The sequence below is a fragment of the Vreelandella songnenensis genome, assembly GCF_003002925.1.
GTDB lineage: Bacteria > Pseudomonadota > Gammaproteobacteria > Pseudomonadales > Halomonadaceae > Vreelandella > Vreelandella songnenensis.
This window is the reverse complement of the sequence record NZ_PVTK01000001.1, coordinates 904,418-927,322: the sequence shown is the minus strand read 5'-3', so window position 1 is coordinate 927,322 and position 22,905 is coordinate 904,418. Positions and strand designations below refer to the sequence as shown.

At 61.8% G+C, this 22,905-nt stretch carries 19 protein-coding genes and 2 tRNA genes; 15 read left to right on the top strand and 6 right to left on the bottom strand.

Annotation, left to right across the window (positions count from 1 at the left end; all coding sequences use genetic code 11):
* Positions 1 to 21: 21 nt before the first annotated feature.
* Positions 22 to 927 carry a polyprenyl synthetase family protein gene (locus B0H98_RS04080; protein ID WP_106373764.1) on the bottom strand — a complete coding sequence of 302 codons (906 nt, stop codon included), beginning with the start codon at positions 925 to 927 and terminating at the stop codon, positions 22 to 24.
* A 277-nt stretch (positions 928 to 1,204) separates the two neighbouring features.
* On the bottom strand, positions 1,205 to 2,671 hold the full coding sequence (mltF, locus tag B0H98_RS04075) for a membrane-bound lytic murein transglycosylase MltF (protein ID WP_106373763.1): 1,467 nt from the start codon (positions 2,669 to 2,671) through the stop codon (positions 1,205 to 1,207).
* A gap of 181 nt (positions 2,672 to 2,852) precedes the next feature.
* On the opposite strand from mltF, the gene purL reads away from it, so the two are divergent.
* From purL to nadA, 8 genes are all read left to right on the top strand, one after another.
* On the top strand, positions 2,853 to 6,788 hold the full coding sequence (gene purL, locus B0H98_RS04070; protein ID WP_106373762.1) for a phosphoribosylformylglycinamidine synthase: 3,936 nt from the start codon (positions 2,853 to 2,855) through the stop codon (positions 6,786 to 6,788).
* 121 nt (positions 6,789 to 6,909) lie between these two features.
* Positions 6,910 to 8,670, top strand: coding sequence for a DNA repair helicase RadD (gene radD, locus B0H98_RS04065; protein ID WP_106373761.1), 1,761 nt, complete (start codon positions 6,910 to 6,912; stop codon positions 8,668 to 8,670).
* 79 nt (positions 8,671 to 8,749) lie between these two features.
* Positions 8,750 to 9,673, top strand: coding sequence for a segregation and condensation protein A (locus B0H98_RS04060; RefSeq protein WP_106373760.1), 924 nt, complete (start codon positions 8,750 to 8,752; stop codon positions 9,671 to 9,673).
* A complete protein-coding gene (gene scpB / locus B0H98_RS04055) occupies positions 9,670 to 10,491 on the top strand; it encodes an SMC-Scp complex subunit ScpB (protein ID WP_106373759.1) in 822 nt (273 codons plus the stop codon). Before B0H98_RS04060 ends, scpB begins: the two co-directional genes overlap by 4 nt.
* The gene (gene rluB, locus B0H98_RS04050) at positions 10,475 to 11,347 is read left to right on the top strand and encodes a 23S rRNA pseudouridine(2605) synthase RluB (protein ID WP_106373758.1); all 873 of its coding nucleotides are present in this window, start codon (positions 10,475 to 10,477) and stop codon (positions 11,345 to 11,347) included. The genes scpB and rluB overlap by 17 nt, the downstream gene beginning before the upstream one ends.
* Positions 11,348 to 11,560: 213 nt before the next feature.
* Positions 11,561 to 11,636, top strand: a tRNA-Lys gene (locus B0H98_RS04045).
* Between the two features lie 64 nt (positions 11,637 to 11,700).
* Positions 11,701 to 11,776, top strand: a tRNA-Lys gene (locus B0H98_RS04040).
* 265 nt (positions 11,777 to 12,041) lie between these two features.
* Entirely contained in the window at positions 12,042 to 13,073 is a 1,032-nt protein-coding gene (gene nadA, locus B0H98_RS04035; RefSeq protein ID WP_106373757.1) for a quinolinate synthase NadA, read from the top strand.
* Between the two features lie 74 nt (positions 13,074 to 13,147).
* On the opposite strand, the gene B0H98_RS04030 is transcribed toward nadA, so the two are convergent.
* Positions 13,148 to 14,608, bottom strand: coding sequence for a M48 family metalloprotease (locus tag B0H98_RS04030; protein ID WP_106373756.1), 1,461 nt, complete (start codon positions 14,606 to 14,608; stop codon positions 13,148 to 13,150).
* Between the two features lie 153 nt (positions 14,609 to 14,761).
* On the opposite strand from B0H98_RS04030, the gene B0H98_RS04025 reads away from it, so the two are divergent.
* Positions 14,762 to 15,025, top strand: coding sequence for a sulfurtransferase TusA family protein (locus tag B0H98_RS04025; RefSeq protein WP_106373755.1), 264 nt, complete (start codon positions 14,762 to 14,764; stop codon positions 15,023 to 15,025).
* Positions 15,022 to 16,119, top strand: a complete 1,098-nt coding sequence (locus B0H98_RS04020) for an AI-2E family transporter (protein ID WP_106373754.1) — start codon at positions 15,022 to 15,024, stop codon at positions 16,117 to 16,119. Before B0H98_RS04025 ends, B0H98_RS04020 begins: the two co-directional genes overlap by 4 nt.
* 110 nt (positions 16,120 to 16,229) lie before the next feature.
* Here the strand turns inward: B0H98_RS04020 and B0H98_RS04015 are convergent, their stop codons facing one another.
* A complete protein-coding gene (locus tag B0H98_RS04015; RefSeq protein ID WP_106373753.1) occupies positions 16,230 to 16,706 on the bottom strand; it encodes a peroxiredoxin in 477 nt (158 codons plus the stop codon).
* Between the two features lie 251 nt (positions 16,707 to 16,957).
* On the opposite strand from B0H98_RS04015, the gene dapA reads away from it, so the two are divergent.
* The 3 genes from dapA to purC all read left to right on the top strand — a co-directional run bounded on the left by dapA (position 16,958) and on the right by purC (position 19,666).
* The gene (gene dapA / locus B0H98_RS04010; RefSeq protein WP_106373752.1) at positions 16,958 to 17,842 is read left to right on the top strand and encodes a 4-hydroxy-tetrahydrodipicolinate synthase; all 885 of its coding nucleotides are present in this window, start codon (positions 16,958 to 16,960) and stop codon (positions 17,840 to 17,842) included.
* A gap of 90 nt (positions 17,843 to 17,932) precedes the next feature.
* A complete protein-coding gene (gene bamC / locus B0H98_RS04005) occupies positions 17,933 to 18,916 on the top strand; it encodes an outer membrane protein assembly factor BamC (RefSeq protein ID WP_106373751.1) in 984 nt (327 codons plus the stop codon).
* Between the two features lie 30 nt (positions 18,917 to 18,946).
* Complete coding sequence (purC, locus tag B0H98_RS04000) at positions 18,947 to 19,666, top strand: phosphoribosylaminoimidazolesuccinocarboxamide synthase (RefSeq protein WP_106373750.1); 720 nt, start codon at positions 18,947 to 18,949, stop codon at positions 19,664 to 19,666.
* Between the two features lie 6 nt (positions 19,667 to 19,672).
* Here the strand turns inward: purC and tsaA are convergent, their stop codons facing one another.
* Entirely contained in the window at positions 19,673 to 20,401 is a 729-nt protein-coding gene (tsaA, locus tag B0H98_RS03995) for a tRNA (N6-threonylcarbamoyladenosine(37)-N6)-methyltransferase TrmO (RefSeq protein WP_106373749.1), read from the bottom strand.
* 104 nt (positions 20,402 to 20,505) lie between these two features.
* On the opposite strand from tsaA, the gene B0H98_RS03990 reads away from it, so the two are divergent.
* Positions 20,506 to 21,036, top strand: coding sequence for a GNAT family N-acetyltransferase (locus B0H98_RS03990; protein WP_106373748.1), 531 nt, complete (start codon positions 20,506 to 20,508; stop codon positions 21,034 to 21,036).
* An 8-nt stretch (positions 21,037 to 21,044) separates the two neighbouring features.
* Here B0H98_RS03990 and nadC read toward each other — a convergent pair whose 3' ends face one another.
* Positions 21,045 to 21,905 (bottom strand): carboxylating nicotinate-nucleotide diphosphorylase, encoded by an 861-nt coding sequence (gene nadC, locus B0H98_RS03985; protein WP_106373747.1) that lies wholly within the window; start codon positions 21,903 to 21,905, stop codon positions 21,045 to 21,047.
* A gap of 130 nt (positions 21,906 to 22,035) precedes the next feature.
* On the opposite strand from nadC, the gene ampD reads away from it, so the two are divergent.
* Entirely contained in the window at positions 22,036 to 22,644 is a 609-nt protein-coding gene (gene ampD, locus B0H98_RS03980; RefSeq protein ID WP_106373886.1) for a 1,6-anhydro-N-acetylmuramyl-L-alanine amidase AmpD, read from the top strand.
* Positions 22,645 to 22,905: the final 261 nt, after the last annotated feature.

Below are 22,905 nucleotides of genomic sequence, written 5' to 3'. Positions count from 1 at the left end.
AGTCCGGCAAGCCTTGCGCGCTCAGCCGAGCATGGTTAGCTGCTTGTCGAACCAGGCGCGCACGAAACCTCGGGTAACGGCCTCCTGGCCGCAGGCGCAGGACAGGTGCTCATCGGCGCGACCCAGGTGTGTCTGCAAGCGCTGACGTACGGCCTCCGGGCCGAGAATGGCCACCAGGGTCGACTTGCCGCTGTCCTGGTGGATGTCCTTGCCGGTATTGCAGCAGCCGTCGGATAGATCGTCCAGCAACTGGAAGGCCTGCCCCAGGTCCTGGGCAAAGCGGCGTAGCGGCTGGCGCGCTTCATGAGACGCACCTGCCGCCAGGGCGGCCATTTGCAGCGTGGCCTCGAACAGCGTGGCGGTTTTCAGCGTGTTGGTCGAGACAATGGCGTCGGCGCTGCGTGAGTGGGCGCCTTCGCTCAGATCACGAAACTGACCCTGCACCAGGCCTTCCAGCCCCGCCGCGCGGGAAAGCTCCGCAGACGCCTGAGCCTTGCAGGCGTCCGTCAGGCCCTGGGCCTCAGCCACGACGCCAAACGCACGGCTGAGCAGGGCCACGGCGGCCAGAATTGCCACGCTTTCACCAAACTGGCGGTGAATCGTCGGCCGGCCACGGCGCATCGATGCATCATCCATGCACGGAATGTCGTCCAGAATCAGCGAGGCGGCATGAACCATTTCCACCGCGCAGGCAAGATCCATCAGCCCCGGCTGTTCGGCCGGGCAGCCCAGGTCCTGGGCTGCCAGCAGCAACAGCAGCGGACGAATACGCTTGCCTGGTGCCAGGGTGCCTTCGCGCATTGCTGCCGCGACCAGGTCCCGCTCGTGCCCTTCGGGCAGCAGCTGCGAAAGGCGGGCATGAAGCGCATCGCGTAGCGCCTGCAACGCGGTTTCATGGCTTGCAAATGTATCGACGCTGGCGTTCATTGAAGCGGTCCCTGGTTTCGCGTTATGACAATCTGTAGATCAGATACGGTAAAGATGCTGGCGGCAGCACGTGCGTTCATCTTGATCCTTCATACCACTTTACCGTATCGGCGGCTGACGTTTTATTAACCAAGCGAGTTTGTTATCGCCAGCGTGTTTGTTCAGCGGTTAGAAAAGCGTAATCCATATACGCTGAATTTTCTTTAATTCCCGGGGCCAGGTAATTATTTTTTATATGAAAAGCCCGTCATGCACCGGGCACGATGCTTGCCGAAAATTACGGATTTCTTGGCGGGACAAGCTCAAATGGGAGCAGCGAAGGGGTGTCGTTTCCCGAGCGTTCAAGCTGGAAGAACTGCTGTCGGCTGCGCTCCACGTACTCGAGCATTTCGTAGTAGCGGCGAATATTGCGCACGTAAATGACCGGCTCGCCGCCACGAGCGTAGCCGTGGCGTGTCTGGCTATGCCAGGCTTGATGCTGCAAAAGCGGCAGCGACTCGCGCACATCGCGCCACAGGTTGGGGTCACCGCCGCGCATTTCGGTGATCTTGCGCGCATCGTAAAGATGACCCAGGCCGATGTTGTAGGCCGCCATGGCCATGTATAAACGGTCGCTTCCGGTAATGCTTTCCGGCAGCCGGTCCTTGAGGCTGCGCAGGTAGCGCGCGCCACCGTCGATACTCTGCGCCGCGTCGCGCCGGTTGTTGACGCCCATTTCGCTGGCGGTGGGGTGGGTCAGCATCATCAGCCCGCGCACGCCGGTCGGTGAGACCGCCTCTTCATCCCAGTGCGACTCCTGATAGCCCACGGCGGCCAGCAGCTTCCAGTCAAACCCCGTTTCGCTGGCGGCCTGCTGGAATAGGTCGACAAACGGCGGCAGGCGGGTGTCCAGATGGGCAAGAAAGGTACGTGTGCCCACGTATTCCAGGTAGTCGTCGTGGCCGAAATAGCGGTTGACCAGATGATCGAGCATGCCGCTCTCATCCAGGTCCTGCAAAAATTGATTGGCCGCCTCCAGCAGGCCCAGCCCGCGCCCGCTGGGTACGGCCCACACCATCGAAAGTGGGTCGCCGAGCAGAAAACCGCGCTCGACGTTGGGGAAGAACAGCCGGTTGAGTCTGAACTGGTGATCAAAGATCACTGCGGCGTCGAGCGTCCCGTTCTCTACCTGGGCCAGCAGCTCGGCGACTTCAAGCTCCGTGGACTCTTTCCAGCTCAGCGCAGGGTAGTCCTGCTGAAGCTCGCGCAGCGCTTCACTGGTGCCTGCTTCGCTCAGCGTACCCAGCTCAAGTCCCGTCAGGTCGCCGGGTTCCTGTATGCCATGAAGGCCGCGGCGGTACACCACCAGTGGCTGCATCTGGATGATCGGCCGGGTGTAATGTACCCCAGGGGTGGCGGGTTTGAGCGGCAGGGCGGCAGCCCCGAAGTCGCCCTGTTCGCTCACTGCCGAAAGCACGCTTTCAGGGTGATGTTTGGCGTTCAGGTTCAGGCTTACCCCTAGATGCTCGGCAAACAGATGCATCAGCTCATACTCGAAACCGGTCGGCCCCTGGCGACCTTCGTAGTAGGTCGTGGGCGTATTGCGGGTGTGCGCGGTAATGAAATCACGCGCCTTGATCTGCGCCAGATGCTCCCCCGGCAGGACCTTGGGAAACGTCGGCAAAAGAATCAGTAAAATAATGATTAGTAACGCAAAATAGAGGCGCAAGTGGGCAAGGAAATGGCGCAGGATCAACGTCGGCATGGGGTCTTGTCGGCATGAAACAAGCTGCCACGATACCCAGCCGGGGGCAGGCTGTCACCTTGTTGATTTCGTGTGGCCGCCGCTTTCCAGTATCATGGTGCCAATCAGTGTCATTTAAGGGGGCCGCCTGGCGGTCTCTATTACCCTGCTCGAATTCTCCCTGCTCTAGAGGCTTCAGGATATGCTCGAACTGCGAGGCGCGCCCGCCCTTTCTGCCTTCCGTCATACACGGCTGTTAACGGTGCTGCGTGAACATGTTCCCGAGGTGGAGGCGCTGTCTGCCCACTATGTTCATTTTATTGACCACCGTGAAGAGCTCAGTGACGCCTCCCGCGAGCGCCTGGCACAGCTGCTGGATTACGGCACCGCGCCCCAGGGCGAAGTGCCTGAGGATGCGCGGCGGTTTCTGGTCGTGCCGCGCCTGGGCACGCAGTCGCCCTGGTCTTCCAAGGCAACGGACATCGCCCACAACTGCGGGCTTGCCGACATTCGCCGCATCGAGCGGGGCGTGGACTACCGGGTAGCCTTCAGTACCGCACCGGACGATGAGCGCCTGGCCACTGTGGCGGCCCTGCTGCACGACCGCATGACCGAAACCGTGCTGGAGCATACCTCGGACGCGGCGCGGCTGTTTGCCCGCCACGACCCGGCGCCACTAGGCAGCGTGGATATTCTGGACCGCGGCCGTGAAGCGCTGGTGGCAGCCAACCGCGAACTGGGCCTGGCCCTTGCCGACGATGAAGTCGACTATCTGGTCGATGCCTTCAACGAGCTGAACCGCAACCCGACCGATATCGAGCTGATGATGTTCGCCCAGGCGAACTCCGAGCACTGTCGGCACAAGATCTTCAACGCCGACTGGGTGATCGACGGCGAGCCACAGGCCCAGTCGCTGTTCAAGATGATCAAGAACACCTTTGCGACGTCGCCGGATAACGTGCTCTCCGCCTACAGCGACAACGCGGCGGTCATCAAGGGCAGCCAGGCCGGGCGTTTCTTCGCCACTCCCTTGACCGGTGCCGAAGACGAGCGCGCGCTTTACGGCGCGCACCAGGAGCCCATTCATATCCTGATGAAGGTGGAAACCCACAACCACCCGACGGCGATTGCGCCTTTCCCGGGGGCAGCCACCGGCTCCGGCGGCGAGATTCGCGACGAGGGCGCCACCGGCATCGGCGGCAAGCCGAAGGCGGGGCTTTCCGGCTTTACCGTTTCCAACCTGCGTATTCCGGAATTCGTGCAGCCCTGGGAAGCCTTCGACTACGGCAAGCCCGAGCGCATGCAGTCGGCGCTTTCCATCATGCTGGAAGGCCCGATTGGCGGCGCGGCGTTCAACAACGAGTTCGGCCGCCCCAACCTTGCCGGCTACTTCCGTACCTACGAGCAGGAGTCGCTCAACGAGGGCGGCATCGAGCGCCGCGGCTTCCACAAGCCGATCATGCTCGCCGGTGGCTACGGCAACATTCGTGCCCAGCACGTGCAGAAAGGGGATATCCCGGTCGGCGGCAAGCTGATCGTGATGGGCGGTCCGGCCATGCTGATTGGCCTGGGCGGCGGGGCAGCGTCCAGCATGTCCTCGGGTACCTCCAGCGCCGACCTGGATTTTGCCTCGGTTCAGCGCGAGAACCCGGAGATCGAGCGCCGCGCCCAGGAAGTCATCGACCGCTGCTGGTCGCTGGGTGACAAGAACCCGATCCGCTTTATTCACGATGTCGGCGCGGGCGGGCTTTCCAACGCGCTGCCCGAGCTTGTGAAGGACGGTAATCGCGGCGGGCTTTTCGATCTGCGTGCCGTGCCCAACGCCGAACCCGGCATGAGCCCGCTCGAAATCTGGTGCAACGAAGCCCAGGAGCGTTACGTGCTGGCGGTCGCGCCGGAGGATCTGGAAACGTTTGATGCGCTGTGCAAGCGCGAGCGCTGCCCTTATGCGGTGGTCGGCGAAGCCCAGGCGGATCACCACCTGGAAGTGCGTGACGGCCACTTCAATACCAAGCCGATCGATCTGCCCATGAGCGTGCTGTTCGGCAAGCCGCCGAAAATGCAGCGCAGCTTCGAGCGCCATACGCCCGAGCTTTCCGGCGTGATGCTGGATAACCTGGATCTACGCGAGGCGCTTGACCGCGTACTGCGGCTGCCCACCGTGGCCTCCAAGAGCTTTCTGATCACCATTGGCGACCGCTCGATTACAGGGCAGGTCGCCCGCGACCAGATGGTTGGCCCCTGGCAGGTGCCGGTGGCGGATGTGGCGGTCACCACGGCAAGCTACGACACCCACGCCGGTGAAGCCATGGCGATGGGCGAGCGCCCGCCGGTAGCCTTGATCAACCCGGCGGCCAGCGCGCGCCTGGCGGTGGCCGAGGCCATCACCAACCTGGCCGCCGCTCCGATTGCAAAGCTGTCCGATATCAAGCTCTCCGCCAACTGGATGAGCGCAGCGGACCACCCTGGCGAGAATCAGGCACTGTATGATGCGGTCTACGCAGTGGGCATGGAGCTTTGCCCGGCGCTTGGCATAGCGGTGCCGGTGGGCAAGGACTCGATGTCCATGCGCACCGCCTGGCAGGGTGAGAACGAGCAGGGCGAGGCCGAGGCGAAAAGCGTTACCTCGCCGCTGGCGGCCGTGATTACCGGGTTCGCTCCGGTGACGGACGCCTTGGCCACGCTGACTCCCCAGATCAACATGGAGCAGGACGAGTCGGATCTGATCCTGATCGACCTGGGCAATGGCCAGAACCGCCTGGGCGGCTCGGCGCTTGCCCAGGTATACGGTCAGGTGGGCGATACCTGCCCGGACCTGGAAGACCCGGAAGATCTGAAGGCGTTTTTCGAGGTGATTCAGGGACTCAACCGTGATGGCAAGCTGCTGGCCTATCATGACCGCAGCGATGGCGGTCTGCTGGTTACCCTGCTGGAGATGGCCTTTGCCGCCCATGCAGGGCTCGAGATCAAGCTCGACTGGATGATCGACGAGCCGGTAGAGGCGCTCAACGCGCTGTTCTCCGAGGAGCTGGGTGCAGTGATTCAGGTCAACCGGCAGCACACCGAAGAAGTGCTGACCCAGTTTGCCGTCGCGGGCATCGAAACCTGCGGCGTGATTGCAAGGCCGCGTTACGACGATCAGGTGCGCGTCACGCTGTTCGAAGAGCCGCTGCTGGAAACCACTCGCCAATTGACCCAGCGTACCTGGGCGGAGACCAGCTACCGCTTGCAGGCGCTGCGCGACAACCCCGAGTGTGCCAAGAACGAGTTCGACAGCCTGCTCGATGCACGCGATCCGGGCCTTTCGGCCACGCCTACCTTCGATGTCAACGAGGACATCAGCGCGCCGTTCGTCAATCTGGCCAGACCCGCCATGGCGATACTGCGCGAGCAGGGAGTCAATGGTCAGGTCGAGATGGGCTGGGCCTTCGACAAGGCCGGTTTTGACGCGGTGGATGTGCACATGAGCGACATCCTGGAAGGCCGTGTCAGCCTGGATGAATTCAAGGGGCTGGTCGCCTGTGGCGGCTTCTCCTACGGTGACGTATTGGGCGCTGGCGGCGGCTGGGCGAAGTCGGTGCTGTTCAATGAGCGCGCGCGCGACCAGTTCGCGGCGTTCTTCAACCGCGATGACAGCTTCTCGTTGGGCGTGTGCAACGGCTGTCAGATGCTCTCCCAGCTCAAGACGCTGATCCCGGGGGCAGAAGATTGGCCCGGCTTCGTGCGCAACGAGTCCGAGCAGTTCGAAGCCCGGGTCGCCATGCTGCGGGTCGAGAAGACGCCTTCGATCCTGCTGGCGGGTATGGAAGGCTCCCAGCTGCCCATTGCCGTGGCCCACGGTGAAGGCCGCGCCGAGTTCCGCGACAGCGCGCATCTGCGCCGCATGCAGTCCAGCAACCAGATCGCGCTGCGCTATATCGACAACTACGGGCAGGTCACTACCCGCTACCCGGCCAACCCCAACGGTTCGCCGTCGGGCATTACCGGCCTGACCACGCCGGATGGCCGTGTGACCATCATGATGCCCCACCCGGAGCGCGTGACCCGTGCGGTCACCAACTCCTGGCGCCCGGCAGAGTGGACACAGGACGGCGCCTGGCTGCGCATGTTCCGCAACGCGCGGGTATGGGTAGGCTAAACGCCGCCTGGTAACACAGTAGCAACGCATGACGGCGGCCCTGAGGCCGCCGTCATCGCTTAGCGTAGCACTGCCGGGGCCCTGGGTGCCTGGTTCAACCATTTCTTGCCGAAGGAGCGTCATGTCGTCACCTGCCTTGCGGCCTTACCAGACAGATGCCGTGAAACGCGTCGTGGAGCACTTTCGCGGCTCCAGCGAGCCTGCCGTGGTGGTGCTGCCTACCGGCAGCGGCAAGTCGCTGGTCATTGCCGAGCTTGCCCGCCTTGCCCGCGGGCGCGTGCTGGTGCTTGCTCACGTGCGCGAGCTGGTCGAGCAGAATCACGCCAAGTACCAGGCCTATGGGCTTGAAGCGGATATCTTCAGCGCCGGGCTCAAGCGTAAGGAGGCGTCGCGTCAGGTAGTGTTCGGCTCGGTGCAGTCGGTGGTGCGTAACCTGGACGCCTTCAACGACGCAGGCTTCACGCTGCTGGTGATCGACGAGTGCCATCGGGTGTCCCTGGACAAGGACGCAAGCTATCGTCAGGTGATCGATCACCTGCGGGCCCAGAACGAGAATCTCAAGGTGCTGGGCCTGACCGCCACGCCTTACCGGCTGGGGCAGGGATTCATCTACTACCGCCACTACCACGGCATGGTGCGCGGGGGCGAGGAGAGCTTCTTTCGCGACTGCGTGTTCGAGCAGCCCCTGCGCCTGATGGTCAAGCAAGGCTACCTTGCCGAGCCAAGACGTCTGGACATGGCGATTGAAGGTTATGATTTCTCGCTGCTGGCGCCCGCCGAGAGCGGCCACTATCGCGAAGCCGAGCTGAACCGGGTAGTGGCCGGCAATCGCGCCACGCCCATGATCATTCGCCAGATCATCGAACGCGCGGCCGATCGTCAGGGGGTGATGATCTTTGCCGCCACCGTGGCCCACGCCGAAGAGATCATGGGCTACCTGCCGGCGGGTGAGGCGGCGCTGATTACCGGCGCTACGCCGTCGGTGGAGCGCACCGCGCTGATCGACGCCTTCAAGGCGCGCGCGCTCAAGTATCTGGTCAACGTCTCGGTGCTGACCACGGGCTTCGATGCGCCGCACGTGGATTTGATTGCCATGCTGCGCCCCACGGAGTCGGTGAGCCTCTACCAGCAGATTGCCGGGCGGGGCCTGCGCCTTTCGCCGGGCAAGCAGGAGTGCCTGATTCTGGATTACGCTGGCAATCCCTGGGATCTCTACGCCCCGGAGGTGGGCGAGCCGAAGCCGCCCGGTGACAACGAGCCGGTTCAGGTGCCGTGCCCGGCCTGTGGTCACGCCAACCTGTTCTGGGGCAAGCGCGACGGCGAGCTTGTCATCGAACACTTCGGCCGCCGCTGCCAGGGGCTGGTGGAGGAGGATGACGGCCGCCGCATTCAGTGCGATTTTCGCTTTCGCTTCAAGGTGTGCGACAACTGCGGTGCGGAGAACGATATTGCTGCAAGACGCTGCCACGGCTGCGAACAGCTGCTGGTGGATGCCGACGACAAGCTCAAGGATGCCCTGAAGCTCAAGGACGCACGGGTGCTGCGGGTCAGCGGCATGCAACTCGAGGCGACCCACAATGGGCGAGGGCTGCCGCGCTTGAAGGTGACTTACCACGATGAGGATGGCACGACGCTCTCCGAGTGGTTTGCCCTGGAAACCCCCGCCCAGCGCCGGGCGTTTTATGCCGCCTTTCTGCGCCGTCATCTGCGCGCGCCGGGCACGCCCTGGCAGCCGCAGACGCCGGAGGAGGTGATCGCCGAGGAGCGCCGCCTGCGCGCCCCGGATTTCGTGGTCGGGCGCAAGGCGGGGCGGCATTTTCAGATTCGCGACAAGCTTTTCGATTACCATGGGCGTTACCGCAAGGCCGACGAGGCCGGCTGATGCGCCCAGCCGCCAACGCCTGAGCGTGCCGACTTTGTTACACTGCCCGCCAGCCCATTGACCGAGAGATAGCCACTGCGTGAGCGAGATACAAAGCGCCCCTGCCGATACAGATTCACCGCCTGACACCGCCTCAGAGCCGGTGCGGGAGGCGCTTGGGCGGCTGTTCGATGAGCCGATCACCCAGCTGCCGGAGGATCTCTACATTCCCCCCGAGGCCCTGCGGGTGTTTCTCGAGACCTTCGAAGGTCCGCTGGATCTGTTGCTCTACCTGATCCGCCGGCAGAACCTGGATATTCTGACCATCAACGTGGCCGCCATCACCCATCAGTACATCGAGTACGTGGAGCTGATGAAGGCCATGGAGATCGAACTTGCCGGCGAGTATCTGCTTATGGCGGCCATGCTCGCGGAGATCAAGTCGCGCACGCTGCTGCCAAGGCCGCCCAAGGCGGAAGGGGAGGAGGAAGAGGACCCGCGCGCCGAGCTGATTCGAAGGCTGCAGGAGTACGAGCGTTTGAAGGCTGCGGCCGAAACCCTGGATACGCTGCCGCGCATGGGCCGCGACTGGTTCAGCGCGCAGGCGGGGTTGCCGCCGCTCGAGGCGCGGGTGATTCACCCGGACGTGGCGCTTGACGAGCTGCTTGGCGCGCTGTCCGATGTTCTCCGGCGCGCGGAGCTCGTTCAGGCCCACCAGATCAGCCGGGAGGTGCTCTCGACCCGTGAGCGCATGCTCAGGATCATGGAGCAGCTGACCCAGGAGCACTACACGCCTTTTGAAACCCTGTTCACTCTGGAAGAGGGACGGGCGGGGGTGGTGGTCACCTTCATGGCGATTCTGGAGCTTGCCAAGGAGTCGATGATCGAAATTGTTCAGAACGCGCCGCTCTCGCCGATTCATGTGCGGGCGCGCAGCGGCACGCAGATCGATGGAGAAGAAGATGTCTTTGAAGCGTCGGCGTTTGACGAACCCGCCTTCGAGCCGGATGAGAAGTCGCCATGAGAGATACGACCCTAGACGACATTATTGAAGCGGCGCTTCTGGCCGCCGGTGAGCCGCTGGCGCTGGAGCGCCTTGAAACGCTGTTTCTGGAACAGGAGTGCCCCGCTCGGCGGGAGCTTCGCGAGGCGCTGGCCAGGCTTTCAGCGCGCCACCAGGAGGGCGCGCTGGAGCTGGTCGAAACCGCTTCCGGGTTTCAGCTGCGCATTCGCCCGCGGCTGTCGCATTGGGTGTCGCGCCTGTGGGACGAGCGCCCACAGCGCTACTCGCGGGCGCTGCTGGAAACGCTGGCGCTGGTGGCCTACCGCCAGCCCGTTACCCGAGGTGATATCGAAGAGGTGCGCGGGGTAAGCGTGAGCAGTTCGATCATGCGCACGCTGATGGAGCGCGGCTGGATTCGCGTGGTCGGGCATCGCGACGTGCCCGGACGGCCGTCGGTTTACGCCACCACGCGCAGCTTTCTGGACGATTTCGGACTCAAGACCCTGGATGCTCTTCCACCCATGCACGAGCTTGCCAAGTGGGAAGAGAGCGACACAGCCGAAGCACAAGGCCCCCAGGAAGACCTGCCGTTATCCAGCGCTCTAGAGGGCGAAGAAAACGCGCAGGAAACACTGGACGAGGCGCCTGAAAGCGTGCAGGATGCGCCACCCAAGACGGCTGAGACAGCCGACGACCACGCCGAGACGGCGTTAACCCAGCCGCTGAGCTTTGCCGATCTGGAAGCACGGCTCGCGGCACGTGCGCAGCGCACCGACGATGACCGCGCCCGCACGCAGACCAATGATACGAGGTCAGACGATCATGACTCAGAGCACTAACACTCCCCCCGCCAGCGAAAAACTGCAAAAGGTGCTGGCGCGAGCCGGGCTTGGCTCGCGGCGCGAAATGGAAACCGCCATTGCCGACGGCCGGGTAAAGGTCAATGGGCAAGTCGCCAAGCTTGGCGACCGCGTTGAAATTCGTGACAAGGTCAATTTTGATGACCGGCCTGTGACGCTGCGCCCGGAAGACGAAACGCCGCGCCGGGTGATCATGTACAACAAGCCCGAAGGCGAGCTGTGCACACGCAAGGACCCGGAAGGCCGCCGCACGGTGTTCGAGCGCCTGCCGCGCTTGAAAGGCGAGCGCTGGATTGCCATTGGCCGTCTGGATATCAACACCAGCGGCCTGTTGCTGTTCACCACCGATGGTGAACTGGCCAACCGTCTGATGCACCCCTCGACCCAGGTAGAGCGCGAGTACGCGGTGCGCGTGATGGGGGAGGTCAAGCGTGAGCATATTGTCGCCATGGTGGATGGCGTCATGCTCGAAGACGGCCCGGCACGCTTTACCGACGTTCAGGAGTTTGGCGGCGAAGGGATCAACACCTGGTTCCACGTCGTGATTCTGGAAGGCCGCAACCGCGAGGTACGCCGCCTGTGGGAATCCCAGGAGCTTACCGTCAGCCGCCTGAAGCGGGTGCGTTACGGCAACATCTTCCTGGACAAGCGCGCCAAGGCGGGTGAGTGGGTCGAGCTTACTCAAGATGAAGTCGATGACCTGGCCACGCTTGCCAATCTGGAAACCCGCAAGGTACCTGAGCTGACGCCTGACGAGAAGAACCGCTGGAGCCGTGACAAGAACAAGCGCCGCCCGGTACAGGCAATGCGTAAGCCCAAGCAGAACCGCCGCTGAGAGGCGTTTGGAAAGCGCGGCGCCGGTGATGAAACCGGCGCGCGCTTTTCAGGAGCCCGGCCCTGGAATCACCCCAATCAGCGGGGTCGATGGCAAGGCCGCTTTCGATTATTTGATCCAGCTAATTGATCATGTTCAGAAAGCGCTGATAGAAAGCTAAAAAAGCCCTTGCCATCCATAAGTCGTATCTGTACTATATGCATCCGTTCGAGGGGGTCGTTAGCTCAGTTGGTAGAGCAGTTGACTTTTAATCAATTGGTCGTAGGTTCGAATCCTACACGACCCACCACTCGAACGAAAAGGCGGCGCGATCTTGAAAGCGTTGTCGTAAAACGCAAGTCAAGCAAGAATTTGGGTCGTTAGCTCAGTTGGTAGAGCAGTTGACTTTTAATCAATTGGTCGTAGGTTCGAATCCTACACGACCCACCAAATTCAACGCCCCTGGTAGCCTCGCTGCCAGGGGCGTTTTGCCATGCGCGATTCCCCTCGAGTGCCACTTGCGAAGCCCGGCCGCTTGCCACCACAATAAGGCCACGCTTTCACGCCGCTTAAAAGCAGTGGCGGAAAAGCCGACCGCAGCAGGCCACCGCGAAAGACGCAGCGGGCTGGTGCAATCGCGAGCGGCAGGTGTGGATGACACTGCCGCGACGATGGTTAACAGGGGGATTCCCTGTTCGTCACAGTGGTAGACACGATGACTATGATGACTACAGCAGAGCTTGATGCTCCGCTACAAAGCCCTTATTGCCCTACCCGTATTCCCGCTGAAGACCAGGCGCGCGTGGCTGACATAAAAGCGCTGCTTGAGGCAAACAATGCGGTACTGGTCGCCCATTACTATACCGATGATGCCATTCAGCAGCTCGCGGAAGAGACCGGCGGCTGCGTGGCAGATTCCCTGGAAATGGCCCGCTTCGGGGCTCGCCACGAGGCTACCACGCTGGTGGTGGCGGGCGTGCGCTTCATGGGCGAGACGGCCAAGATCCTGTCCCCGGAAAAGCGTGTGCTCATGCCCACGCTCGAGGCCACCTGCTCGCTGGATATCGGCTGTCCGGAAGCGGCGTTCAGCGCCTTCTGCGACGCCCATCCGGATCGCACGGTGGTGGTGTATGCCAACACGTCGGCCGCGGTCAAGGCGCGCGCTGACTGGGTGGTGACCTCCTCCATTGCCGTTGAAGTGATCGAGCATCTGCAGGCGAAAGGGGAGAAGATCCTGTGGGCGCCGGACAAGCACCTGGGTGGCTATATCCAGAAAAAGACCGGCGCGGATATGCTGCTGTGGGATGGCGCCTGTATCGTCCATGAAGAGTTCAAGGCCAAGGGGATTGCAGACCTCAAGCGCCTTTATCCTGACGCCGCGGTGCTGGTACATCCGGAATCGCCGGAGCCTGTGGTGCGCATGGCCGATGTGGCCGGGTCGACCTCGCAGCTGATCAGCGCCGCAAAGGCGCTGCCCAACGACAAGCTGATAGTGGCCACGGACCGGGGGATTTTCTTCAAGATGCAGCAGGCGGTGCCGGACAAGGCGCTGTTCGAGGCGCCTACCGCGGGTAACGGTGCCACCTGCCGCAGCTGTGCCCACTGTCCGTGGATGGCCATGAACGGGCTGGATAACCTGGCCGACGCCCTGCGCCAGGGCAGCGGTGAAATTCTGGTGGACGAGGCCCTGCGCCTGCGCGCGCTGAAGCCGCTGGAGCGGATGCTGGGTTTCAACGCCCAGCGCTAGTACCTGGATGGACCGAAGCGTCCCGCTGTAAATGCGCCCGGCTAAAAGCCGGGCGCATTGCATGGGCGGTGGGGCTAGAAGTCGTCCAGTGCCTTGCGGTACTCGATAAAGGCTTCGCGGCGCTGCTCGATGCGCGCCAGCGCCTGCTGATCGTTTTCGCGCTCAGCGGCGTCCTGGGCCAGGGAGAGCTGGCGTATGCCTTGATCGACCCGTCCGGTCAGCTGCAGATGCTCGGCGCGGGCCAGATGCCCCCAGCTATTGTGGCCGCTGCGCCCGGCCGCTTCGGCCAGCAGATTGAAACCCTGCGGGTTTTCTGGGTGGCGTGCCGTAATCTCGTTCAAGAGCGCGTAGGCGTCGTTCGGGTCGCGCTGCAACTGCGCTTCCGCCAGTACCAGTTGGGCGGGCAGATAGCCCGGCATGAAGCGCAGCAGGCGCTGGCTGCGGCTGATGGCGTCGTCGTAGCGCTGAGCTTCCAGGGCAAGGCTTGCGCCGGTGGCAGGTAGCATGCCGTAGTCGGGCAGCTCGGCAGCCAGTTGGTCGATCATCTGCAGCGCGCGGTCAGCCTGGCCGTTACGTGCCGCAATCAGCGCATCCAGGTAGCGGCGGGCGGGCTCTTCCGCGCCCTCTTGAGCAAGCCGGGAAGCGGCCTGCTGGGGCGAATTGCTGTAAATGCTCAGCAGGGCGCGGGCGCGCATCATGTCGTAAAGCGTATCGCTGGTGTGAGCATTGGCGACGCTCAGCTGCGAGGCGCGTGCCTGGGCATCGCTCAGGCGGCTGTCGGACACCGGGTGGGTAAGCAGAAATTCCGGCGGCGTGCCGCCCTGCAGGCGCGCCATTCGCTGCATGGCGGCAAACATGCGCACCATGGCTTCGGGGTCGTACCCGGCATCGGCCATGGCCTGCAGGCCAATGCGGTCGGCCTCCTGCTCGAAGCGCCGCGAGTAGGTGAGCTGATCTTGAATCAGCGCCGCCTGGGAACCCATGGCCGCCGCCAGGCCCGCGTCGCCGCCACCGCTGGCGGCGACCAGCATGCCGGCCAGCATGGCCGCCATGGCGGGTAGCTGTGTCTGCTCGGCCCTGGCGCTGCCGCGCGCGTAGTGGCGCTGCGAGAGATGACCAAGCTCGTGAGCGATGACCGATACGAACGCCCCTTCATCCTCGGCAAAGGCGAACAGCCCGGAGTTGATGCCAATCACGCCGCCGGGCACGGCAAAAGCGTTGAGCGAACGGTTATCCACCATCACCGTGGTGGTCTGCAGGCTGCCCATCTGGCTGTAGGGGATCAGCCGGGCCACCAGGTTATCCAGGTAATCGCTGACGATCGGGTCCTGCCATTGTGGTGCCTGGGCGCGGAACTGACGCAGCCAGGCGCGCCCTAGCCGGAACTCCTCGCTGGTCGCCGATGATGCGGCACCGCCAAGCGTGGGCAGATGGTAGTCGTTGAGTGCGTAGCTGGTGGGGCTCAGGGCGCTAAGGCTTAAAGCAACGACCAGCGCTTTGAGCCCGCGAGAGTAAGCGTTCCGTAAGTGCGGCATGGCATCCTCATTGATAAGGGTAAGGCGCAGCGGTCAACCTGGAATATTGATGGGTGCAGTGACGTGCCGTTAAATCAAATACGCATTGAACATCGCAAAGTAAACAGTTTATGCAACAATGCGGTGTTCATGCAGGCATTTTTGGGAGTACGTATGTCTGAATCATCGACAGGCCTTCAGCCCGACCAGATACTTGATGCAAGCGGGCTGCACTGTCCGTTGCCTCTGCTCAAGGCCAAGCAGGCGCTTGCCGGGCTGGCCGCCGGTCAACTGCTGGAGGTGCGCGCCTCGGATGCGGGTTCATGGCGCGACATGGCGTCTTTTACCCAGCAGAGCGGCCACACCATGGAAGCGCGAACACAGCAGGGAGATGGGTACATCTTCTGGATACGCAAGGCGGGGGATGTGCGTCCATGACCATGCGGACGATTCTGAAAAGCTGGGTTGAGCGCTACTTCTCCGATGAAGAGGCGCTGGTGCTGCTGCTGATACTGGTGGCGGGATTTGCTGCCATCATCTGGTTTGGCCGCATGCTGGCGCCGTTTTTTACTGCGCTGATACTGGCCTTTTTACTTCAAGGCGTGGTCAGCACGCTGACCCGGCGCGGCGTGCCGCATCTCTTGGCCGTCATCAGCGTCTTCCTGGCCTTTGTCAGTGTGCTGCTGACGCTTGCGTTTATCCTGATGCCGCTGATCTGGAATCAGCTGGTGGGGCTTGTGCAGGAAACGCCGCGAATGTTCGCCAGCGGTCAGGCATGGCTTGACGAGATGCAGGCGCGCTACCCCAACCTGATCACGCCTGATCAGATGCAGAGCTGGATCGGCGTGGCAAGTCGCGAGATCAGCCAGCTGGGCCAGCGCGCTCTGACGCTTTCGCTTGCCTCGCTTGGCAACGTGATGTCGCTGATCATCTATCTGGTGCTGGTGCCCATTCTGGTCTTTTTCATGCTCAAGGATCGTGAAGTGCTGGTCGGTTTTACGCTTTCGCTGCTGCCGCAAAAGCGTAGCCTGCTGACCCGCATCTGGCAGGAGATGGATCATCAGATTGCCAACTATATCCGCGGCAAGTTCATCGAGATCATGATCGTGGGAACGGTTGCGTTTTTCACCTTCACCTTTTTCGGGCTGCCCTATACGGCGCTCTTGGCCGTGTTGGTCGGGTTTTCAGTGCTGGTGCCGTTCATTGGCGCGGCAGTGGCGACGCTACCCGTGGCCGCGGTGGCGGGTTTCTATTTCGGTTTGAGCGATCAGTTCTTTTACGTTCTGGTGGCCTATGGTGTTATCCAGGCGCTGGATGGCAACGTGCTTTCGCCGGTGCTGTTTTCTGAAACCAACAACATCCACCCGGTTTCCATCATCGTGGCGGTACTCTTCTTTGGCGGTATCTGGGGATTTTGGGGAGTGTTCTTCGCCATCCCGCTGGCAACGCTGCTGAAGGCGTTGATCTACGCCTGGCCGCGCGGCATTCGCGAACAGGAAGCGGCCAGCGGCATTGTGCGCGTGGATTCCTAGCTTGGCAGGGCGGGTAGCGTCACACGGCTATTTGGCGTTATAGCGCGTAGAACGCTGGCAGAAAACGCCTCGAATGACGCCCGCTCGGTGATACCGAGCGGGCGCTTAGCTTACTGGCCGGTGCTTAACGCCTGCGCTGCGGCCAATACCTCTTCTACATGGCCCGGCACCTTGACGCCGCGCCACGCTTTGGCAAGCCGGCCCTCTGCGTCAATCAAGAAGGTGCTGCGCTCAATGCCCAGGTGCTCCTTGCCGTACATCTTTTTCAGCTTGATCACGTCAAACAACGTGCAGAGCGTTTCATCCTTGTCGGAAATCAGCGCAAAGTTGAAATCCTGCTTGGCCTTGAAGTTCTCCTGGGCGCGCAGACCGTCTCTTGAAACGCCCAGTATCACGGTGTTGGCCTCATCGAAGGCGGTCTTGCGGTCGCGAAAGTCACCGCCCTGGGTGGTGCAGCCCGGCGTGCTGGCCTTCGGGTAGAAGTAGATGACGACCTGCTTGCCGCGCAGCTCGGCAAGCGTCACGGTCGTGTCACCGGTGGCGCTGGCGGAAAAATCGGGAACGGGTTGGCCTATTTCAATGCTCATGCAGACTCCTTGTGATGGGCGAGGGTTGGGGTGATTACACGCAACCTGAGGCAGCATGTCAAAGGCGGATGAGGCGTGTAGCGCAAACTCACTGCGGTTTGCGCTGTACAGGCTTGAATCGCCTGAGTACCATTTACCCCCTGTAAGCCCAAAAGAGTGATAGCGCTGATATTCCAGGCCGCCATCCGGCGTCTTGTTTGGTGCCCCGCGCTGGGCTTGATTTCACAATTTTGCAGGTGAGGAATAAACGGATGATCACAGGCAGCATCGTCGCCCTGGCGACGCCGATGAAAGTCAATGGCGACATCGATTGGGAGGCGCTTCGCCGTCTGGTAAATTTCCACCTTGAAAACGGCACTGACGGTATCGTGGCTGCAGGCACCACCGGCGAGCCGACCACCATGTCGTTTGCCGAGCACTTTGACGTCATCCGAAGCGTTGTCGAGGAAGTCAACGGGCGCATTCCGGTGATCGCCGGTACCGGTGCCAACGCTACCTCCGAAGCCGTGGAACTTGCCCGCTACGCCAGCGAAGTAGGCGCCGACTACTGCCTGTCGGTATGCCCGTACTACAACAAGCCGACCCAGGAAGGCCTGTACCAGCACTTCAAGGCCGTGGCCGAGGGCAGCAAGCTGCCGGTCATCATGTACAACGTGCCGGGGCGCACCTGCTCTGATCTGTACAATGAAACCGTGGTGCGGCTGGCAAGCGTGGACAATATTATCGGCCTGAAAGATGCGACCGGGAACCTTGAGCGGGCAGAGGATCTAATCTCTCGCCTCAAAGGCAGCGATTTCATGCTCTACTCCGGTGATGATGCAACCGCCTGTGACTTCATGCTGATGGGCGGGCATGGCGACATCTCGGTGACCGCGAACGTGGCACCCAAGGCGATGCACGACCTGTGTGCGGCGGCGGTGGCGGGCGATGCGGATAAAGCTCACCAGATCAACACCCGCTTGATGCCGCTGCATACCAACCTGGGCATCGAGTCGAACCCGATTCCGGTAAAATGGGCGCTTAACCGCATGGGATACATGGACGCGGGGATTCGCCTGCCGTTGACGTGGCTATCCGAGAAGTACCACGCCACTGTGAGTGAAGCGATGCAACTGGCGGGCGTGATCGAGGAGTAATGCTCTTTTATCGCATCCAGCGAGATACTTTTGCTGCTCGGCGCACCCAAATGTGGTCGGGCAGCTGCTCTGTTGACTGAAGGTGGCTTGATGAGCTCTGTGCTTGAAAAACGTGCGCTTAAATGGATACCGCTGGCACTCGTAACGGCTGTCGCTTTGGCTGGGTGTGCGCGTGATGGTTACTACCACGACCGCAACCTGGACTACACGGAAGCCGCTCCGGCGCCGCCGCTGGTGCTCCCTGAAACCCGCAATGCTCAGCGCTATCAGGACGCGTTACCCGTTCCTCAAGCGGCTGTGCAGGGCGCACGCATCAAGGAAGCCGCGGACATACGCCCGCCCCAGTCGCTGGCCATTGGCAGCGGCCTGGAAGCTGAATACGTCGAACGCCGCCAGGTAGGTGATCAGAGCTGGTTGGTGGTCGCTGCCGACACCGGCGCCGTCTGGCCTCAGCTTGAAGCCTTTGCGCAAAGCCGCCAGCTGGGCGTGCAGCAAAGCGATGTATCTCAGGGCGTCATCGTGACCTCCCAGGCCGAGCTGCGCCTGCAAAGCGCGATGCGCGCGGGCAACAGCGAAGTACGCTGCGAACGTGGCGGCCAGACGGTCACCAACTGTCTCGACGCCCTGGAAGAGTACCTGAGCGCACGCAGCGCCTCGCAGAGCGTGACTTCCTCCTGGAACGCACAGCGTCTGAATACCCAGCAAACGCTGCAGATCCGCGAGCAGGGCGATGGCTGGGAAGCCGTGATTCCCCAGCCGGTGGACCGTGTATGGGCCGAGCTAAACCACTACCTGGCGCTGGACTTTACCCAGGAAGGGCAACGCGATCTTTTGAGCGCCGACGCTGAAAACTATGCGTTCCTGGTCGATTACATGACCGAAACCGAACGCGGCCGCAACCCGCTGCAGGTGGTATTCAGTCGAGACGTGCGCCAGATGTCACAAGAAATACGCCTGGTGCTGCAGCCGGATGGCAATCAGACCGTTCTGCGGGCCGTCAATGCCAGCGATCGGGCGTTCACCGCCGACGACCAGCGCGAGCTGATCGAGCGTGTGGCAAGCTATTTACGTTAACCTGTTGACTTGATCCCTTTCGGAGCCCTCATGGAAAAGCGCCAAGAACTCTATGCCGGCAAGGCAAAATCTGTATATACCACCGACGATCCGGACCTGCTGGTGCTGCATTTTCGTGACGACACCAGCGCGTTCGACGGCAAGAAGAAAGAGGCTCTTGCCCGCAAAGGGATGGTAAACAACATCTTCAACGCGTTCATCATGGAGCGCCTGCAGGAAGCCGGAATTCCCACGCATTTTGAAAAGCAGCTTTCCCCCACGGAAAGCCTGGTGAAAAAGATGCAGATGATTCCGGTGGAGTGCGTGGTGCGCAACATCGCGGCAGGCGGGCTGGTAAAGCGTCTGGGCATTGAAGAGGGCATTGCGCTGACACCGCCCACCTTCGAGCTATTCTTGAAGAACGACGAGAAGGGCGACCCGATGATCAACGAGTCGCTGGCGGAAACCTTCGGCTGGGCGACCCCGGAGCAGCTTGCGCAGATGAAAAAGTTGACCTTCAAGGTCAATCACGTGCTCAAGCAGCTCTTCGCCGAGGGCGACATGCTGCTGGTGGACTACAAGCTGGAATTCGGCGTGTTCAAGGGCGAAGTCGTGCTGGGCGACGAGTTCTCACCGGACGGCTGCCGCCTGTGGGATGCCAATACCCGCGAAAAGCTCGACAAGGACCGCTTCCGCCAGGGCCTGGGTGGCGTGATCGAAGCCTATGAGGAAGTGGGTCGGCGCCTGGGTATTACCTTTCCGACGGCGTAAACATCACTATGGCGTAGCCCGCTCGATAGCCACCACGTTCAACGTGGTGGCTTCGTCGTTCTTGAAGGCACAGAATTTCACATCCACATCGCGCAGGCGTACGCCATACACCCGCTCGCTCTCGTCGTCTTGCTTGTAGGCGGGGCGGGGGTCCTGGCCAAGTACCTGGATGATCAAGGCCTGTAGCGTGGCGCTGTCGGCGCGTGCGGCCAGCGTTTCAAGCGCCTGCTGGCGGAAGCTTACCTGCAGCAGGCCCGGCGCCTCGGGGGCAAAGCCGGCGCTGGCATCCGGGCGCGCTTCTGCCCAGGGCAGGTAGGGCTTGATATCCACTACCGGCGTGCCGCTTACCAGATCGCAGCCTTCCAGTTTCAAGCGAACGCCCTGGCGTGTGTCGATGCCGGCCAGTTTCACCAGCGAGAGTCCCAGCCGGTTGGGGCGATGGGTGCTGCGGCTGGCGAATACGCCCACTTTCTGATTGCCGCCCAGGCGGGGCGGGCGTACCAGCGGGGTCCAGCGCTCAGGGCTTTGATGAAAGATGAAGGACACCCAGATATGGCTAAAGGCGTCCAGACCGCGCACGCTGAGCGGGTCGTTGTAGGGTGCCACCAGTACCAGACTTGCCTCTGCTGCCGGCGCCAGGCCCGGTTGGCGCGGGATGCCAAACTTGTCCGGGTAGTCGCTCTCGACGTAACCGACCGGCGTTAGCGTAAAGGGCGCTGCAGGGGCGTTGTGCATGATACTGCCTTATGCTGAGATAGGCGCCCCAGTATAAAGCAGCTTGGCGTTACGCGCCGAGCATCCCGTAAACCCCCTTTTCGATCACTGTGTAGAGGTGATGCATGCCAACGACCGACGAGCTTTCTGCGCCTGAAGCCTCTCCTGCCCGAATAACCTACCGCGCTGCCCTGGCGCGTGACGCCGCCGACCAGGCTGAAGTGTTCTACCACGCGGTCATGCAGGGGGCGGCGAGCCACTACGCGTTGAGCCAGCGGCGTGCCTGGGCCAATGCGCTGCCTCGCGAAGCCAGCGCCTGGGCGGTACGTCACGCGCTTTACACCACGCTGGTGGCTGTGTGTGATGGTCGCTGCGTGGGGTTTCTGGAGCTGGACATCGAAGGGGGGCGCATCGAGACCCTGTACGTCTGGCCGTCGCTAACCGGCCGTGGCATCGGCACGACGCTGCTGATCCATGCCGAACGGATATTGCTGGAGCAGGGCGTTGACCGGGTGGAGATCGAGGCAAGCGAGGTGCTGTTTGATCGCCTGCTGCGCCGCGGATGGGAAAACCGCGGCGAGCAGTGGGTCGAGCGCAGTGGTGAGTCGCTCAAGCGCTATCGGTTGGAAAAACGCCTGAGCGCCATCGAAACCTGACCGATGCGTTAAACGTCGACGTTGAACGTCTGGGTAACGCGCATGGAGAGGTCAACCGACTTCACGTCCTTGGTGAGAGCGCCGCTGGAGATACAGTCAACGCCGGTGTCGGCAATGGCCTTGAGCGTGGCGGCATCCACATTGCCCGACGCTTCTAGGGTGGCTCGGCCGCCGTTGAGCTCGACGGCCACGTGCAGGTCTTCCACGGCAAAGTTGTCGAGCATGATGATATCGGCACCGGCCGCCAAGGCTTGATCCATCTCTTCGAAGGTTTCGACTTCCACTTCGACCGGCAGCTTGGGGGAGAGCGCCCGCGCCTTGGTGACCGCGGCCTGAATTCCGCCGCAGGCGGCAATATGGTTCTCCTTGATCAAGAACGCATCCCACAGGCCGATACGGTGGTTGTGCCCGCCGCCACAGGTAACGGCATACTTCTGCGCCAGGCGCAGGCCGGGAAGCGTCTTGCGGGTATCCAGCAGGCGTACGCCGGTGCCTTCGATCACGTCGACATACGCTCGGGTTGTGGTCGCGGTGGCTGAAAGCGTCTGCAGCACGTTCAAGGCCGCGCGCTCGCCGGTCAACAGGCTGCGGGCGGGTCCTTCGATTTCCAGAAAGCACTGCTCGGGGTCCAGCCGGTCGCCGTCAGCGGCCTGCCAGCGCAGGGTAACGCGCTCGTTTAGCTGGCGAAAGATCTCCTCTACCCAGGCCGTGCCGCACAGTACGCAGGCCTCGCGGGTAATGACCTTGGCGGTCGCCCACTGGTTCTCGGGGATCAGTTGAGCGGTAATATCACCGCTGCCTACATCTTCGGCAAGCAGGCGGGTAGCGCAGAGGCGGATCTCTTCAGCAAGCGCGTTCTGGTCATTCATGGCAGTGAGTTCTCTGGGCATCAGCAAGTGTGACCGGCATTATAGTAAGAGCGCAGACAAAGAGCAGCGAAACCGAGTACTAGATACTGAGTGTTTGATAACGGAGGCCCAGTGAGTGAGCGATAACGACATGGCAGGCGCGGTGTATCCGCGTGCACGAAAGCTTGCCTCGCCCAACTGCGATGCGCGCCCGAGCGATGAAGTCTCCCTCGTGGTGCTGCACGCGATCAGCCTGCCGCCGGGGCAGTTTGGCGGCCCGGCGATCGAGGCGCTGTTCACCAACCAGTTGGTGGCAGCTGACCACCCGTTTTTTGCAGAGATCGCCCATCTGCGCGTCTCGGCACATTTTTTGATCCGGCGCGATGGCGAGTGCGTGCAATTTGTTGATACAGATCAGCGCGCCTGGCATGCCGGACGTTCACGATGGTGGGACAGCCGGTGCGCGGATTATCGACAGGCGCTCAACGATTTTTCGTTGGGTATCGAGCTTGAAGGCGATGATGTCACGCCGTTTGCCAAGGCGCAGTACCACGCCCTGGTAAAACTCGTGAAATGGCTGATGGCGCGCTATCCTGCCCTTGATGAGTCACGAATCACGGGGCACGCCCACATAGCGCCGCTGCGCAAGACGGACCCGGGGCCTGCATTTGATTGGGCCTACTTTTATCAACTGTTGGGCGCCAGAAGCGTTGATGCCTCCTGGAGAAGCGGGATAAGTGATTCACTCTTAACAGAATAAAACGGTAGTTTAGCTACAGCATGGGGCTTCAAAAAGTCTGGAAACAATTTTTGAAAGTGCTTATGTTGCGGTGCAATAGTTTGTTTTCGATAGCCTTTTCAGCGGTTCTGTAATTGGCAGCGTGGCGACTTTGCGGTATCTTCGCATATACAAAAGGCTAACTTTTACGATATTTGTGTAGCTTTACTACATTGCAAGCCGCGTAGTTCGTTGAATGTAGAACGAAAATACCGTTAGCGTTACCGCGCAAATACTTATCTG